The sequence below is a fragment of the Polynucleobacter sp. IMCC 30228 genome, from assembly GCF_021395205.1.
Classification (GTDB): Bacteria; Pseudomonadota; Gammaproteobacteria; order Burkholderiales; family Burkholderiaceae; genus Polynucleobacter.
In genome coordinates this window covers 384,284-399,544 of the sequence record NZ_JAJVCS010000001.1, presented here as the reverse complement: position 1 = coordinate 399,544, position 15,261 = coordinate 384,284, and the positions used below count along the sequence as shown (strand labels likewise).

Genomic DNA, 15,261 nt, shown 5'->3' with positions numbered 1-15,261 from the left:
GCCTTGCAACATAGCGCTCCGCCCCTCTTTAAACAGGGTATTTCAGCCCTCGTCAAACTACTTGCTTGTCTGGCAATTAGCTTAGCCTTGATGATCATGGACTTCCGTTTTAATACGCTAGATCCGGTTCGCAATCAAATCAATTGGCTCTTGCGGCCACTTGAATATGTCAGCCTAACGCCACGCTTGTTTTTTGATTGGACAAGTAATTACTTTACTACCCGTAGCGAGCTCGAACGTGAAAATCAAAGTATGAAGCTACGTCAATCTGAATTAGCATTACTTGCTACTCAGGGCGAATTACTTTTGGCTGAAAATCAAAATTTACGACAACTACTCAATTTCCAAAAACAACTCACTTATAAAACCTTGCCAGTTGAAATTTTATTTAATCCCCCAAATCCCATTTCACAACGGATCGTGATTAATCGTGGCAGCAATGATGGTTTGAAAGCAGGGAACCCCATTGCAAATGATGCTGGTATTTTGGGTCAGGTTGTACGAATTTATGAAAACTCAGCTGAGGTGTCGCTACTTGAGGATCGTGATTTTGCTATTCCTGTTCAAGTGGCGCGCAACGGTTTGCGGGCTGCGGTGTTTGGTACGGGTCGCAGTAATCCTTTAGAACTGCGGTATTTACCAGTTGCTAGCGATTTAGAGGTGGGCGATATTCTCTTAACCTCGGGAATTGATGGCACTTATCCTCCTGGGTTTGCGGTCGCCATGATTACCCGCATCGAACGCAATTTAGAAAAAAACGCTGCAAATGTATTTTGTGTACCGATTGCCCCAGTCAATCGCTATCGCCATGCACTGGCCTTGCTGTATGAAACACAAGGCGATGCTAAACCAGCCCTACAGAAGTCCTCTAGTAATCCAACGGGCCAAACTAGTGATAACGCAGGCTTTGCTCCCGGTCGCCGTCAAACCCGCACCAAAGGCATGCAATGATCGACTTTCAAAGCGGCTACATCCTCCGTCCAGTAAATCGTGGATTTATCTATGTCAGTTTATTGTGCGCTCTTTTACTCAATCTTTTACCGCTGGGCAACTACGCTTGGGTACCCGATTTTTTAGTGCTTGCACTCATCTTTTGGAATATTCATCAACACCGCCTGATCGGGGTTATATCTGCATTTGCGCTAGGCTTACTGATGGACGTACATAATTCTGATGTATTAGGAATTCATGCTTTTAGCTATTCCCTAGCGGCATATTTAGCCGTGACTTGGCACCGCCGCATTATTGCCTTGCCAGTAGTTTCGCAAGCACTGCATATAACCCCCTTATTTTTATTAGTAGCCCTTTTTCCCCCACTAATTCATTGGCTCTTAAGCGGCACGATTTATTGGTGGGCAATGGTTAGCGGAGTATTACAAACCTTGATTGAGGCACTACTTTGGCCGCTTGCCACCCGCATACTGTTGGCCCCGCAACGTCGCCCGCTGCATGTTGACCATACTCGACCCCTTTAAATTTTAAGTATGGGCGCGCTTAAAAAACCCGATTTAGGCTCCTTTCAAGAGCGTATCTACATTGCGACGCTATTTGTTTCTTTTTGTTTTTTACTTTTACTCTCTCGACTAGTGTGGTTGCAGCTTTTTAGTCACCATAAATACTCTACCCTAGCTGAAAGTAATCGCATTGCAATTGTGCCGGCACCAGCTAATCGCGGCTTACTAATCGATCGCAATGGTATTGTCATCGGCCGTAACTATTCAGCCCTAACTTTAGAAGTGAATGCTGGCGAAGTTCAAGGAAATATAGATACCTTAATCGACTCTTTAGCAAAAATTGTTTTAATTACGCCGCGCGATCGTAAAAATTTCAAACGTTCTTTGGACGATTCTCGCAACATGGGCACCATTCCCTTGCGCTCGATGTTAACTGATGCTGAAACTGCCCGCTTTATGGCAAATCGTTATCAATTTCCTGGGGTTGAAATTCGGGCGCGCAGTTTCCGTGAGTACCCTTATAACGAACTTGGCTCGCACCTCATTGGTTATATTGGTCGTGTATCGCAACGCGATAAAGAGCGCATGCTAAGTGAAATAGAAACTGCGCGTCCCGACATTAATCCTTATGCACTGCAAGCATCTTTTTTATCTGGCATTCAATACGTCGGCAAAATTGGCCTTGAACAAAGTTATGAGCCAGTGCTGCGAGGTACCCCAGGCATTGATCAAGTGGAGATTACTGCAGGTGGTAAACCCGTGCGGACCTTGGCCAGCTTTCCTTCAACTCCAGGGAAAAATGTTGTTCTTTCGGTAGACATTAAATTACAGTATTTAGTAGAGGAACTGTATGGCAACTTTCGCGGTGCCTTTGTCGCCATTGAGCCCGCTACTGGCGATATTTTGGCTTTTGTTTCTAAGCCCAATTTCAACCCCAATGATTTTGTTGAGGGCATCGACTCCGTCACTTGGAAAGAATTAAATGAATCGAAACAAAAGCCGCTTTATAACCGGCCTTTAAAAGGCATTTATCCGCCAGGCTCTACCTATAAGCCCTTCATGGCTTTAGCAGCGCTTGAAAATAATAAGCGCAAGCCTAGTGATGCAATTTCCGACCCGGGCTATTTTAATTTTGGCAATCACACTTTTAGGGACGATAAAAAGGGGGGCCATGGCATGGTCGATATGCAAAAATCGATTGTTGATTCTTGCGATACCTACTACTATACTTTGGCGCGTGACATGGGCGTCGACATGATTCATGACTTTATGAAGCCCTTGGGTCTTGGACAAATTACTGGCATCGATTTAGAAGGTGAAAATCGGGGCATCTTGCCTTCAACTCAATGGAAAAAAGCGAACTTTAAAAAACCTGAGCAGCAAAAATGGTATGAAGGAGAAACCATTTCTCTGGGTATTGGTCAAGGCTATAACACCTTTACGATTTTACAATTGGCGCATGCGCTAGCCAACATTGCTAATAATGGGGTTGTGATGAAACCGCACCTTGTTAAGGCGATTGAAGACCCTTTTACGCGGCAAAAAGAATTAACTACCCCCAAAGAAAGTTATCGTTTGCAATTCAAGCCAGAAAATATTGAGGTCATTAAAAAGGCCATGGTTGAAGTAAACCGCTCTGGAACCTCTGCCGCCGTCTTTAAAGATGCGGCGTACCAAACTGGGGGAAAAACGGGCACTGCGCAAGTATTCAGTCTCAATTCACAAGAATATAAGCATTCTGCAACCAGTGAATATTTACGTGACCATGCGCTATATATTGCATTTGCACCTGCAGAAAAGCCGACTATCGTGATTGCCATGGTGGTGGAAAACGCTGGCTTCGGGGCCCAATACGCAGCCCCAATTGCCCGTAAAGCACTTGATTATTATCTTGAAGGCAAATGGCCAAAGGGGGTTCCTGAATGGAAAAGGGCGCCTTAAAAAAATGGTTTAGCCAATTCTTTTTTGGCTTTGACCGCCAACTTGGTCTGATATTTTTAGGTCTCGCCACCATTGGCTTCATTACCTTTTTATCCGCTAGCCAAAATACTGCAGTACGTATTGAAGATGAAATTCGCAATTTTTTCTTGGCCTTCATCCTAATGTACCTAGTTTCTCGAATTCCACCGAAATGGCTCGAAGTTGCTGCGGTCTGGGTTTATAGCATCGGCATAGCGCTGTTGCTGGCAGTAGCAGCATTTGGCTTAATTAAAAAAGGGGCGCGGCGTTGGCTCAATCTTGGCGTGGTTATTCAGCCTTCAGAAATTATGAAAATTGCCATGCCCCTTATGCTCGCTTGGTATTTTCAAAAACGCGAAGGTGTACTGAAAACCTGGGACTATGCCATAGCGGGCTGTTTATTGGCTTTACCCGTCTTCCTGATTGCCCGACAACCCGACCTCGGTACTGCTTTATTGGTCTTTGCAGCCGGCCTCTATGTCATTATTCTGGCGGGCTTTCCCTGGCGCTGGCTTATCCCCGTGGTCGTAGCGGCCGTTATCGGTATCATTTTAATTATTATTTTTGGGAATACCATTTGTACTCCCGAAATGATTTGGCCCCTAGTTAAAGAGTATCAAAAACATCGCATCTGTACTCTTTTAGACCCTTCTAGCGATCCTCTTGGCAAAGGTTTTCATACTATTCAAGCAATTATTGCGATCGGCTCAGGCGGTCTTTTTGGCAAAGGCTGGACTATGGGCACACAATCACACCTTGAATTTATTCCCGAAAAACATACCGATTTTGTTTTTGCGGTTTACTCCGAAGAGTTTGGCTTAATTGGTAATATTGTTTTACTGGGTTTATTTTTTGCCTTAATTAAACGCGGCTTGGCTATTTCAGCAAGTGCACCAACCTTGTTTACCAGACTGCTGGGTGCTTCGATTACCTTAATTTTCTTTACTTATGCATTTGTCAATATTGGTATGGTAAGCGGCTTGCTACCTGTCGTTGGCGTACCATTACCCTTTATTAGTTATGGTGGCACTGCTTTAGTAACCCTTGGATTTGGTGCCGGAATTCTGCTGAGCATTCATCGCCATCGCCGTTTAGTGCAAACTTAAAATTTCCTTTTCAGCCATATATTAATTGGGCTTGGGCTTAATGAAGATAAACCAAATGGCAATAAAAAAGCCCGGCTAGCCGGGCTTTGCTGTAGACAAACGAATTACTTCTTACGCTTATTAACAGAATCTTTAAAGGCTTTACCAGCAGAAAACTTAACAGTTTTAGCTGCGGCAATTTTTAAAGGCTCGCCCGTTTTTGGGTTACGTCCCATGCGTGCAGCACGCTTACCAGATGAGAAGGTACCAAAACCAATTAACTGTACTGAGTCACCTTTAGTAACTGCTTTAATAATATTTTCAATTGATGAATTTAATGCAAATTCAGCTTTCGCTTTTGAAATTTCGGCATCGTCAGCAATTGCTGCGATTAGTTCTGCTTTGTTCAAGTGAGGCTCCTTGTGGATTAGGTTGCGCACAACGCGCTAATAGGATTTTAACCACAATTTATTACAAAAATAAAGTCAATTCGTAAAAATTCCTTATAGGATCGACCCTGAGGGCTAGTCTAGTACAATGAGTTCAGTAACAAAATATTCGGTCTCGCCAAAACAACTAGTCGGCAAGCCAATGTGTTGTTCGTACTTTAAAGCAACTTTTTTACCTAAATTTGCATTAATTTTCTGCGCTACTGCATCATTCCGCACGGTAAAAAGGAATTTTTCCGACATCGTTCCGGGCATCGAAACCATTGCTAATTCACCTTCCCAGGTTTTGCAAATAAAGCCGCGATTCGAGAATTTTTGAACATAGCCAGCTCGCTCGCCACTAGAATAGCTCCAGTTCAAGGTAGCCCAAGTATAGGCAGCCAACAAGCCCCCTATCACCAGGAGGGGCAAAAATAGGTATTTAAATAGCTTGTACATGTGTTTCTTTCATTTCTCTTGGTAATTTAAAAGTACTTTAAACTTTACTCTATGTCGACCAAAACTTCAGATAAAACCCTTGAGCAGCTATTTATAAATAATCGCCAATGGGCTGAAAATCGGGTTAAACAAGATCCTAATTTCTTTAAGCGCCTTGTTAATCAGCAAGCTCCTAAGTATCTCTGGATTGGCTGTTCAGATAGCCGAGTACCTGCTAACGAGATCGTTGATCTTCTTCCAGGCGAGCTCTTTGTCCATCGCAATGTAGCTAATGTAGTGGTGCATACCGACCTAAATTGCCTCTCGGTTTTACAGTTTGCGATTGATTTACTAAAAGTTGAGCATGTTTTAGTCGTTGGCCATTATGGCTGTGCTGGTGTGCATGCTGCACTTAGTGGGCGACGCGTGGGGCTTGCTGATAATTGGTTGCGCCATGTAAAAGATGTAGGGCAAATGCATGAGCGCTATTTAGGTGAAGCGGTGCCAACTGCAAAAAAACAAGATCGCTTATGTGAACTAAATGTAATCGAACAAGTTGTTCATGTGTGCGAAACAACCATCGTACAAGACGCCTGGTCGCGTGGACAAGATTTAACTATTCATGGCTGGGCTTACCGCTTAGAAAATGGCCTGATTAACGATTTAGGTATCACCGTTAGCGACCCTGCTGAACTGGCGATTGCCTATGCTAAGAGTCTCGCACGCTATCAAGCCGAATAATAAAAAACGTGGGCCTGCCATTTTAGGCTTTGCTCTTTTAACTCTTCATTTATTTTCTGCCATTACTTTTATGGAGCTGTTTTGAGCTGGCTTAAATCTGTACTGAATCATCTGCTAGTAGGGCTTTTAAATGCTTTAACCTATTTACCCTATCCGGCCTTAGTTCACCTAGGTTATGGTTTAGGGTGGCTGGCAGCGCATATTCCAAGTGAACGACAGCGGGTTGTTAAGGCTAACTTACAACGCTGTTTTCCAGAGCTTAGTTCGGTAGCTATTGCCTCTTTAGCCATTTCGCATTGGCGCTTATTAGGCCGTAGCTTATTAGAGCGCAGTATCATTTGGCGCGGCTCGGTAAAGCAATTGAGCAAAATGATAGAAGTACGAACAGCAGTTGATCTAGCGGACCGTAAACCCCGCATTCTAGTCAATCCGCACTTTGTCGGCATTGAGGGTAGCATTATTATTAGCGCCCTAGCCACTGAACGCAATTGGCCACGTACTTCGGGATTTTTTCAGCGCATGAAAACCCCCTTCTTTAATCAAAAAATTATTACTTGGCGCAATCGCTTCGGGGGAAACTCGATTGAACGCGAGGGCAATATGATTCAGTTGATTCGCGAAATACGCGATGGTAATTTTGTGATTATTGCTCCTGATATTGATTTAGGTCTTAAAGACTCGGCTTTCGTACCCTTTTTTGGCATCCTCACGAATACAATTACGGCTGTTTCCCGTCTAGCACAAGTAACTAAAGCCGAAGTTTGTATTATGAGTACGACCTTAAAAGCGGATGAATCGGGTTATCTTTGTGAAATTCGTGAGCCCCTAGTTGACTTTCCTAGTGCCGATATCAATGCGGATACTGCTTTTTTAAATCAACAAATCGAAATCCTAGTACGTGAGCGTCCGGCAGAATACTATTGGGTGCATAAACGCTTCAAAAATAGGCCAAATGGTGAAAGCAGTTTTTATTAGGCTTTATCATGAGGGATGACCGAGCGCATTGGATTATTTGCTGACTTACACAGTAATTTAGAAGCTTTTGAAGCTTGTATGGCTCGCGCGAGCGAGCTTGGCGTAACCCGCATAGTCTTTTTGGGTGATCTCGTCGGCTATAACGCTGATCCCGTTGCCATACTAGATCGCATTGGCGATCTCATTGCTGCCAAAAAAGCCTTGGCGGTACTGGGTAATCATGATGCCGCCGTCTTTGAGGATTACAGCAAACGTATGAATAAATCGGCTTGGACTGCGATCGAATGGACTCGGTCCCAATTATCTACCCAGCATATTCATTTCTTAAAAAATCTCCCCTTAATTTTGCATGAGGAAGAAATTTGTTTTACTCATGCTTCCGCTCATCATCCAGAAGAGTGGAATTACATTACCGATAGCCTCAGCGCTTGGAATTGTGTTGAAAGCTCTGGCAAACCCTACACCTTTGTGGGACACGTTCATGAGCAAGCACTTTTTTACCAAACTGCCGTTGGCAAATTATTGCGCTTTGCACCTCAACATAGTGATCCGGTGCCAGTATGGCGCTATCGCCGTTGGGTAGGTATTGCGGGATCCTTGGGTCAGCCACGCGATGGCATTGCTCAAGCCTGCTTTGCTATTTTTGAGCCTGCAATTGAAAGTCTTACTTTTCACCGTGTGCCATACGATAACTACAGTGCCGCCGAAAAAGTTCGCTTAGCTGGTCTGCCAGAAGATTTGGCCAACAGACTGATTACGGGCAGATGATTCATGACCGCGCTGACAACACCTGCAATAGAGGCAGTTGATGATATTTTTCAAGCAGGCAAAATTGTTGATGGGTTTTTATTGGGCGAAGAACTTCATCGTGGTGGCATGGCAAGTCTCTACTCAGCAAAAAAAACGGGGATTGATTTTCCGATTCTGTTAAAAATCCCGCGCGTAGGGCGTGATCAGCCAGTTGAAAGTCTGGTTGCCTTTGAAACCGAATTAACTATTCTTCGTTCTCTTAAAAGCCCTTTCATTCCTCAATTTTTGGGTGCTGGGAATATGGCTACTCGACCTTATATTGCGATGGAACAAATTCCTGGTCGCGCATTAGAAGAAGCCATCAAAGCTGGAAAATTATTTTCAATTCCTGAAGTGATAAAAATTGGTGTCGATCTGGCAAATGCTGTGCAATCTATTCATGCCCAGGATGCAATTCATCTCGACCTAAAACCCGATAACATTTTGCTGGATGATAAGGGTAAATTAACCCTAATTGATTTTGGCCTGGCACATCATGCCCGTTATCCCGATTTACTAGCAGAAGAAATGCGCAAAGGCGTTGGCTCTGCGCCTTATATTTCGCCAGAACAAGTCATGGGTGTACGTGATGATTGGCGAAGTGATATTTTTTCAATTGGCGTCATTCTGTATGAATTATTAACTGGGGAATTGCCTTTTGGTAATCCCCAAACCATGAGGGGGTTGCGAAACCGTATGTGGGAGGAGCCCTTACCACCGCGGGCGCTGCGCAAAGAAATTCCTCGCTGGCTTCAAGAAGTAGTGCTGCGTTGCATAGAGCCTCGGGCTGCCGATCGCTACCAAAGCGCCGTCCAATTGCGCCAAGCGCTACTGCATCCCGAGTCCGTTAAATTAACTGAAAGGGCTGAACGAATTGAGCCTCCCAGTCTTTGGGGGAAAATGAAGCGCTGGTTTAGAGCCTCAGGCTATGAGCCCTCGCCCTGTCCATTACCAAGTACTGCTATCCAGCATGCACCGCTGATTATTGCAGCGCTTGACACCCGTCAAGGTGATGCTCTTTTATTGGAGCGGATGCAAAGCGCAGCAAAAAATCTGCTTTTTGCTGCTCCCGAAAGTCGTCTCATTTGCCTAGCAGCCATTACAGGAACCCCAACTTATGAAGGTAATAAAGAAATTGAAACGGCTAGCGGTATTATGCGTGGCCATTTAGTGCAATTAATGGAATGGGCTAAACCGTTAAAGTTACCTCCCGAGCGAATTTCGTATCATGTCGTTGAGGCCTTAGATCCTGCCAGCAGAATAGTAGAGTTTGCTAAAGATAATGATGCTTCGCTTATTTTAATTGGCGCCTCTCATAAAGCCCCCAATCTCGTTACGCCATGGCGAACTGCGATGACCAAAATTGTTGAAGAATCGCCCTGTAGTGTTCATATTGTGCGCACCTAAATGAATCTTGCTAATTCGCCTCCAGAAAAAGTTCGGGTTTCCAAATTACTATCTGAGCTGGGATTATGCTCACGACGTGAAGCGGATAACTATATTGAACAAGGGCTGGTGACAGTCGATGGTGAGTTGGTAGTGGAACTTGGGACGCGCGCATTTCGACACCAAAAAATCGAGCTTCGGGTGGCAGCCCAACGACAGCAAGAGGCGCGTATCACTGTTATTTTAAATAAGCCAATTGGTTATATTTCTCATTTAGATGATGCTCAAGCTTATGAACCGGCTGCCGCTCTCATTACTGCGGAGCATTATTTTGCCAATCCACTTGACCCCCAACGGGATGCACACTTTAATACCCGCGGTCTTGCCCCAGCTGGTCGTCTTGATATTGATTCTTCTGGCATGTTGGTTTTAACCCAAGATGGTCGTGTCGCTAAGCTTCTGATTGGCGAAGATAGCCCAATTGAAAAAGAATATCTCGTGCGTGTTACCGGCAAATTATCGGCCGCCGGGCTTGAGCAACTCAACCACGGCTTATCACTCGATGGTCAATTACTTAAACGCGCTAAAGTGAGCTGGCAAAATGAAGATCAATTGCGCTTTGTTTTACGCGAAGGGCGTAAAAGGCAAATTCGGCGCATGTGTGAACTCGTTGATCTGAAGGTAGTTGGATTAAAACGAATTCGAATTGGGCAAATTAGCTTGGGGCCCCTACCTTTAGGACAGTGGCGCTACCTCAAAGCGGGCGAGCGGTTTTAATTTCGGTTGTCCTTATACTCTCACACTTATAATGAGCGCTGTTCTGTTATTCCATAGATAGCGCCCCATCGAAACACTTTCATCCAATAGCACAGCCGGAGAAGTTCAGCGACGCCGTAGCTTTGCCATTATTTCCCACCCCGATGCGGGGAAAACAACGCTGACAGAAAAATTGCTGCTGTATGCAGGCGCAATTCAGATTGCTGGCAGCGTTAAAGCCCGCAAAGCCAGCAGGCACGCAACTTCCGATTGGATGGAGATTGAAAAGCAACGCGGTATTTCGGTAGCCAGCTCTGTTATGCAAATGGAATATCGTGATTGCATTATTAATTTGCTAGATACACCTGGTCACCAAGATTTTTCGGAAGATACCTATCGCGTATTAACAGCAGTCGATTCTGCTCTCATGGTTATTGACGCTGCGAATGGCGTTGAATCACAAACCTTACGGCTATTAGAAGTTTGTCGGGCGCGTAATACGCCCCTAGTAACCTTTATTAATAAAATGGATCGAGAAGTAAAAAGTCCACTGGACTTGATGGATGAAATTGAAACTGCCTTAGGTATGGCGGTAGTACCGTTTACTTGGCCAGTTGGCATGGGTAAATCGTTTGCAGGAGTGATCGATATTGCCCAATCTAAAATGCGTTTATTTAAAGCGGGCGAAGATCGGGTTTCCGAAAGCAGTAATACATTTATTGATATTCATGATCCTGAATTAAAAAAACGGCTTGGCAGTGATTTAGATGAAGCGCTTGCTGCAGTCGATTTAATTCGTAATGCGATGCCGGCATTTGATCGTGCAGCTTTTTTAGCTGGCAAACAATCCCCCGTTTTTTTTGGTTCAGCAATTAATAATTTTGGCGTACGGGAAATTCTCAATACTTTAGTTGAGCTTGCACCAGCACCCGGCTCGCGCAAGGCTTTGCAACGCGAAGTAGAGCCTGCCGAGCCTAAATTTTCGGCGATGGTGTTTAAAATTCAAGCCAATATGGATCCTGCGCACCGCGACCGAGTCGCTTTTCTGCGCATTTGCTCTGGCCACTTTAAGCGCGGCATGCGTTTAAAAATTTGTCGTAATGGTAAAGAAATCCGCACCAATAATGCGCTGTCTTTCTTGTCTCAGCGCCGCGATATATTAGATGAGGCCTTTCCGGGCGATATTATTGGACTGCCTAACCACGGCTTACTGCGTTTGGGCGATAGCTTAAGTGAAGGTGAAGAATTGCAATTTACTGGCCTGCCCTTTTTTGCACCAGAAATTTTTCGCATGGTTGAATCGGCCGATCCAATGCGTTCTAAACAATTGCGTATCGGTCTAATGCAGTTGGGCGAAGAAGGTGCAATTCAAGTTTTTCGTCCCATTGCTGGCGGCCCGATGTTACTGGGTGCTTTTGGACAATTGCAATTTGAGGTTGTCAGCCATCGCTTAAAAAGTGAATATGGGGCAGAGGTGCGCTTACTGCCTGCTCGCTTTAATTTAGCCCGCTGGGTTAGTTCAGATGACCCTCTTATCCTCAAAAAATTTATTGAAGAAAATTCCCACCGCATGGCTGAGGACGTCGTTAACGCGCCCGTATTTTTAGCGGCGCATAAATCTGAACTTGATGTTGCCCAACAACGCTGGGAGTCTATTCGTTTTCATGCTTTACGCGAACATGCGGGCCTGGTTTATCAATCTGCACTGGCAGGATAAGGCGTTGAGTTATGCGCATTCTGTAAATTAGGCGCTGCTTTTAAGTCTTGCCCTAATGATTGGCCAATAAATATTAATTCCTAAACCTGCTATCACTAAAGTAGCGGCGGCAATTTTCCAAAGTGGCAAAGGCTCGCTCAAGAAAATTGCGGCCGAGCCGATTCCTAAAACGGGAACTAATAATGAAATGGGCGCAACAACTGCGGCTGGATGGCGGGCTAAAAGCCACGCCCAAGCGGCAAACCCAAATAAGGTATTGCCCCAAGACTGCCATAAGATAGCAGCCCATAAGGTGCTGTTAAGGCCGCCTAAACTAGCCTGTATTAAATCCCACCCTTCAAAGATCAGCGAGAGAATAATTAAAGGGATAACGCTGAAGATACTCGACCACACTACATAGGCGAGCATATTGACTTTACCTGCGTTACGGCTAACCGTGTTACCGATGCCCCAAGATAATGCTCCCAGCAAGACTAAGGCCAAACCTAAGAAATCAGTATCTTGATCAGTATGGCTTGCAATGATGCCTAATCCAATGAGGCAAACCAATAAAGCAATAAATTGAAATTGACGAATCTGCTCACGCGCAAAATACATGGCTAGGCCAATAGTAAAGAAGGCCTGACTTTGGACAACCACGGAAGACAGGCCCGCCGAAATATGGCTTTGAACAGCAATATATAAGAGGCCAAATTGACCAACGCCAATAAAAAAACCGTAAGCGGCTAAGTTTAGCCAGGATACTTTTGGTTTGGGTAAAAAAAAGATCGCCGGCAATAAGGCGAAGACAAAGCGTAAGGCGGCGAATAATAAAGGTGGCAGAGTAAAAAGTGTGAGCTTAATAACCACAAAATTACTGCCCCAAACGGCCACTACTGCGAGAGCTAAAAGAAAGTGGCTAGTAGGTAATTTTTCATTACCCATTCAATGGCTTTGACTGAATTAACTCTGCTAGCCGCTGGGCCAGCATCATCGTGGGCGCTGCTGTATTACCCGAGGTAATAGATGGCATAGCAGCAGCATCGGCTACTCGTAATCCGTCAATTCCTTTAACCCGTAATTCTGCATCTAGGACGGCTTGTAGATCATCCTTTGCGCCCATCTTGCATGTTCCCACTGGATGAAAGATTGTCGTGCCAATATTACGAGCAGCATCGATTAGCTCAGCCTCACTTTGAAATTGCATACCCGGTTTATATTCCTTAGGTTGAAATGGTTTAAATGCTGAACTACTGATAATTTTACGGGTTAAAGCTAACGCTTCAACTGCAACTTGGCAATCTGCTGGAGTAGATAAATAATTAGTGATAATTGTCGGCGCTGCATTGCAATCTGTTGAGCTAATATGTACGCTGCCCCGAGAAGTCGGTCTTAAATTACAAACGCTGGCAGTAAACGCATTAAAGTCATGTAAATTTTCACCAAATTTTTCAAGCGATAAAGGTTGCACATGGTATTCCAAGTTAGGGCGCTTTTGTTGCTCTGAACTATAAGCAAATGCGCCTAGTTGTGAGGGTGCCATTGCCATTGGACCTGTGCGCCGTAAAAGATACTCCAACCCAATCAACGCTTTTCCCCACAGCGAATTGGCTTTAGTGTTCAGTGTGGCAATACCCTTAATCTGATAGATTAATCGCAGCTGTAAATGATCTTGTAAATTTTCACCAACCCCTGGCAAGTCGGATTGCACGGGAATGCCTAATTGTTGCAGATGTTTGCCGCCACCAATACCCGAGCGCTCTAAAATTTGTACACTGCCAATAGCGCCTGCACATAAGATTACTTCTTGCGCACAAGCGACGCTGTGCAAGCGCTGGTCTTTGATAAACGTTACGCCCTCGCAACGCTTAGTAGAGGAATTGATGATGAGCTTTTGTACCAATGCTTCAGTAATGACCTGAAGATTCTTCCTGCTAGCAGCATCTTTTAAAAATGCGCGCGCAGCGTTCAAGCGCCAGCCAGACTTTTGATTTACATCAAAATAGCCCACGCCAAAATTATCTCCACGATTGAAGTCAGCACTTGCAGGAATGCCCTGCTCTTGCGCTGCCTCCTTAAATATCTCTAAGATCGGCCAATTTAAACGCTGGCGCTCGACCCGCCACTCGCCACCAACCCCATGCCAAGTATTTTGGCCGCCAAAGTAATCTTCAAATTGTTTATATCGCTTTAGGCTTGGCTGCCAGCCCCAAGCTGGTTCGCCAGTTTCCTGCGCCCACGATTCATAATCGGCGGCCTGCCCCCGCATATATATCATGCCGTTTATCGAAGAAGAGCCGCCTAAAACTTTGCCGCGTGGATAAATTAAACTTCGGCCATTTAAACCTGGGTCGGCAGTAGTACGAAAGCGCCAATCGGTACGGGGGTTATCAATACAATATAAATAGCCAACGGGAATATGAATCCAGAGGTAATCATCTTTTTTGCCGGCCTCTACGAGTAATACGGAAACTGTAGGGTCTTCCGTCAGGCGTTTAGCCAGCAAGCAACCGGCACTACCAGCGCCAATTATGATGTAGTCGTATTTTTTATCATTCATGCAATAAACTTCAATTTATCAATTTAAGGCTGAATGTTTAATCTTGTTTTTTTAAATTAATTACAGTTAAAAATATTAACAAATTGACTTTCGTTTTCTTTAAAAGACGCTTTTTTGCCGTACTTCACGCAATACGCATTGGCTTGCTCCGTTAACTTCTCCATCGATTCAGTGCCGCTACTAATTAAAGTAACTTGATTTGAGTTCGATGCATTAGTGACGATATTGGCACAAGCAGTCATTCCAAGGGTAATAAAAATGGGCGCCAAACTCATTGTCATATTTTTTTTCTGATTCATTTTGTAACCGCCTTAATTTTGATGATTTTGCTTAATTTTAGCTTGTGCGCTCTTAGGCCTGCTGGCTTTGCTAAAATTGGTCGTTGATTGTTGTAAAGGGAACCAGATTAATTAATCGAGGCAAGGCATGAGGAAATTGAGCAAAAAAGCTAAGTTAACCATTGGTTGGACCGTGTTAATGACAGTAATAGGTACCGCAATCTTGCATCAGCTGGCTTTTTTCTTATTGGGATGTGTTTCCATTGCCTTATTGCTCATCGCCAATCAAATGGGTAAGCTTGACTAATTTCGGCTGGGCACGAGTAAAAAACCAATTGATAAAACCAGCAAGCCTGCGATTACGCTAGCCAACACATAACTGCCTGCAACTAAAAATTCTTTTTCACGAATTAAATAAAATGTTTCGAGTCCAAAAGCTGAAAAAGTTGTAAAGCCACCCATGATTCCAGTAATTAAAAATAAACGCGACTGGGAAGAAAATAGTTCAAATTTTAAAATGAGTCCCGCTAAAATTCCAATCGCTAAACAGCCGATCACATTGACTAAGAAAGTGCCTAAGGGAAAGCGCCAGTTAATTGTTTGATAAAGCACAAAGCCACTTAACTTGTAGCGGCAAACCGAACCAACGGCGCCGCCGAGAGCAACTAAGATGATCGGGTGAAGGGTTTCAAACAAGGGGTAAGTTCGCGAGTAGG

Annotated in this window: 17 protein-coding genes; 11 read left to right on the top strand and 6 right to left on the bottom strand. The window is 44.4% G+C overall.

From position 1 onward, the window contains the following. Positions 1 to 3 precede the first annotated feature (3 nt). Genes mreC through rodA form a run of 4 tightly spaced genes read left to right on the top strand, consistent with a single transcriptional unit; the run spans position 4 to position 4,519 of the window. Entirely contained in the window at positions 4 to 951 is a 948-nt protein-coding gene (mreC, locus tag LZT21_RS02165; protein WP_233924405.1) for a rod shape-determining protein MreC, read from the top strand. After that, positions 948 to 1,475, top strand: a complete 528-nt coding sequence (gene mreD / locus LZT21_RS02160; protein WP_233989156.1) for a rod shape-determining protein MreD — start codon at positions 948 to 950, stop codon at positions 1,473 to 1,475. The genes mreC and mreD overlap by 4 nt, the downstream gene beginning before the upstream one ends. A gap of 9 nt (positions 1,476 to 1,484) precedes the next feature. Beyond that, on the top strand, positions 1,485 to 3,395 hold the full coding sequence (mrdA, locus tag LZT21_RS02155; RefSeq protein ID WP_233924403.1) for a penicillin-binding protein 2: 1,911 nt from the start codon (positions 1,485 to 1,487) through the stop codon (positions 3,393 to 3,395). Then, entirely contained in the window at positions 3,377 to 4,519 is a 1,143-nt protein-coding gene (gene rodA / locus LZT21_RS02150; RefSeq protein WP_233924402.1) for a rod shape-determining protein RodA, read from the top strand. The genes mrdA and rodA overlap by 19 nt, the downstream gene beginning before the upstream one ends. Before the next feature lie 104 nt (positions 4,520 to 4,623). Here rodA and LZT21_RS02145 read toward each other — a convergent pair whose 3' ends face one another. Continuing rightward, the gene (locus tag LZT21_RS02145) at positions 4,624 to 4,926 is read right to left on the bottom strand and encodes an HU family DNA-binding protein (protein WP_370634770.1); all 303 of its coding nucleotides are present in this window, start codon (positions 4,924 to 4,926) and stop codon (positions 4,624 to 4,626) included. A gap of 96 nt (positions 4,927 to 5,022) precedes the next feature. Next, complete coding sequence (locus LZT21_RS02140) at positions 5,023 to 5,331, bottom strand: hypothetical protein (protein WP_370634751.1); 309 nt, start codon at positions 5,329 to 5,331, stop codon at positions 5,023 to 5,025. A 105-nt stretch (positions 5,332 to 5,436) separates the two neighbouring features. Here LZT21_RS02140 and can point away from each other — a divergent pair, with 105 nt between their 5' ends. The 6 genes from can (at position 5,437) to LZT21_RS02110 (ending at position 11,728) form a co-directional block, all read left to right on the top strand. Then, the gene (gene can, locus LZT21_RS02135; protein ID WP_233924399.1) at positions 5,437 to 6,105 is read left to right on the top strand and encodes a carbonate dehydratase; all 669 of its coding nucleotides are present in this window, start codon (positions 5,437 to 5,439) and stop codon (positions 6,103 to 6,105) included. 81 nt (positions 6,106 to 6,186) lie between these two features. Then, entirely contained in the window at positions 6,187 to 7,080 is an 894-nt protein-coding gene (locus tag LZT21_RS02130; protein WP_233989155.1) for a lipid A biosynthesis acyltransferase, read from the top strand. Positions 7,081 to 7,095: 15 nt separating this feature from the next. Continuing rightward, positions 7,096 to 7,848 (top strand): metallophosphoesterase, encoded by a 753-nt coding sequence (locus LZT21_RS02125; RefSeq protein ID WP_233989154.1) that lies wholly within the window; start codon positions 7,096 to 7,098, stop codon positions 7,846 to 7,848. Between the two features lie 3 nt (positions 7,849 to 7,851). Further along, positions 7,852 to 9,276, top strand: a complete 1,425-nt coding sequence (locus tag LZT21_RS02120) for a bifunctional serine/threonine-protein kinase/universal stress protein (protein WP_233924396.1) — start codon at positions 7,852 to 7,854, stop codon at positions 9,274 to 9,276. Continuing rightward, the gene (locus LZT21_RS02115) at positions 9,277 to 10,032 is read left to right on the top strand and encodes a pseudouridine synthase (RefSeq protein WP_233924395.1); all 756 of its coding nucleotides are present in this window, start codon (positions 9,277 to 9,279) and stop codon (positions 10,030 to 10,032) included. A gap of 67 nt (positions 10,033 to 10,099) precedes the next feature. Further along, complete coding sequence (locus LZT21_RS02110; protein WP_233924654.1) at positions 10,100 to 11,728, top strand: peptide chain release factor 3; 1,629 nt, start codon at positions 10,100 to 10,102, stop codon at positions 11,726 to 11,728. 27 nt (positions 11,729 to 11,755) lie between these two features. Here the strand turns inward: LZT21_RS02110 and LZT21_RS02105 are convergent, their stop codons facing one another. The 3 genes from LZT21_RS02105 to LZT21_RS02095 are packed head-to-tail and all read right to left on the bottom strand — an operon-like array spanning position 11,756 to position 14,566. Next, entirely contained in the window at positions 11,756 to 12,652 is an 897-nt protein-coding gene (locus LZT21_RS02105) for an EamA family transporter (protein WP_233934795.1), read from the bottom strand. Then, positions 12,645 to 14,267 carry a GMC family oxidoreductase gene (locus LZT21_RS02100; protein WP_233934796.1) on the bottom strand — a complete coding sequence of 541 codons (1,623 nt, stop codon included), beginning with the start codon at positions 14,265 to 14,267 and terminating at the stop codon, positions 12,645 to 12,647. Before LZT21_RS02100 ends, LZT21_RS02105 begins: the two co-directional genes overlap by 8 nt. Before the next feature lie 56 nt (positions 14,268 to 14,323). After that, positions 14,324 to 14,566: a hypothetical protein gene (locus tag LZT21_RS02095; protein ID WP_233924392.1), complete on the bottom strand. Its 243-nt coding sequence runs from the start codon at positions 14,564 to 14,566 to the stop codon at positions 14,324 to 14,326. A 127-nt stretch (positions 14,567 to 14,693) separates the two neighbouring features. Between LZT21_RS02095 and LZT21_RS02090 the strand changes: the two genes are divergently transcribed. Continuing rightward, positions 14,694 to 14,852 (top strand): hypothetical protein, encoded by a 159-nt coding sequence (locus LZT21_RS02090; RefSeq protein WP_233924391.1) that lies wholly within the window; start codon positions 14,694 to 14,696, stop codon positions 14,850 to 14,852. Here the strand turns inward: LZT21_RS02090 and crcB are convergent. Beyond that, complete coding sequence (gene crcB / locus LZT21_RS02085; RefSeq protein WP_233924390.1) at positions 14,849 to 15,241, bottom strand: fluoride efflux transporter CrcB; 393 nt, start codon at positions 15,239 to 15,241, stop codon at positions 14,849 to 14,851. The genes LZT21_RS02090 and crcB overlap by 4 nt on opposite strands. Between the last annotated feature and the right edge of the window lie 20 nt (positions 15,242 to 15,261).

What these genes read in the sequence shown, in the direction of transcription:
- mreD (WP_233989156.1), top strand. Translation starts at nt 948, where the DNA reads ATGATCGACTTTCAAAGCGGCTACATCCTCCGTCCAGTAAATCGTGGA.
- mrdA (WP_233924403.1), top strand. Translation starts at nt 1,485, where the DNA reads ATGGGCGCGCTTAAAAAACCCGATTTAGGCTCCTTTCAAGAGCGTATC.
- rodA (WP_233924402.1), top strand. Translation starts at nt 3,377, where the DNA reads ATGGAAAAGGGCGCCTTAAAAAAATGGTTTAGCCAATTCTTTTTTGGC.
- can (WP_233924399.1), top strand. Translation starts at nt 5,437, where the DNA reads ATGTCGACCAAAACTTCAGATAAAACCCTTGAGCAGCTATTTATAAAT.
- LZT21_RS02125 (WP_233989154.1), top strand. Translation starts at nt 7,096, where the DNA reads ATGACCGAGCGCATTGGATTATTTGCTGACTTACACAGTAATTTAGAA.
- LZT21_RS02120 (WP_233924396.1), top strand. Translation starts at nt 7,852, where the DNA reads ATGACCGCGCTGACAACACCTGCAATAGAGGCAGTTGATGATATTTTT.
- LZT21_RS02115 (WP_233924395.1), top strand. Translation starts at nt 9,277, where the DNA reads ATGAATCTTGCTAATTCGCCTCCAGAAAAAGTTCGGGTTTCCAAATTA.
- LZT21_RS02105 (WP_233934795.1), bottom strand. Translation starts at nt 12,652, where the DNA reads ATGGGTAATGAAAAATTACCTACTAGCCACTTTCTTTTAGCTCTCGCA.
- LZT21_RS02100 (WP_233934796.1), bottom strand. Translation starts at nt 14,267, where the DNA reads ATGAATGATAAAAAATACGACTACATCATAATTGGCGCTGGTAGTGCC.
- LZT21_RS02095 (WP_233924392.1), bottom strand. Translation starts at nt 14,566, where the DNA reads ATGAATCAGAAAAAAAATATGACAATGAGTTTGGCGCCCATTTTTATT.
- LZT21_RS02090 (WP_233924391.1), top strand. Translation starts at nt 14,694, where the DNA reads ATGAGGAAATTGAGCAAAAAAGCTAAGTTAACCATTGGTTGGACCGTG.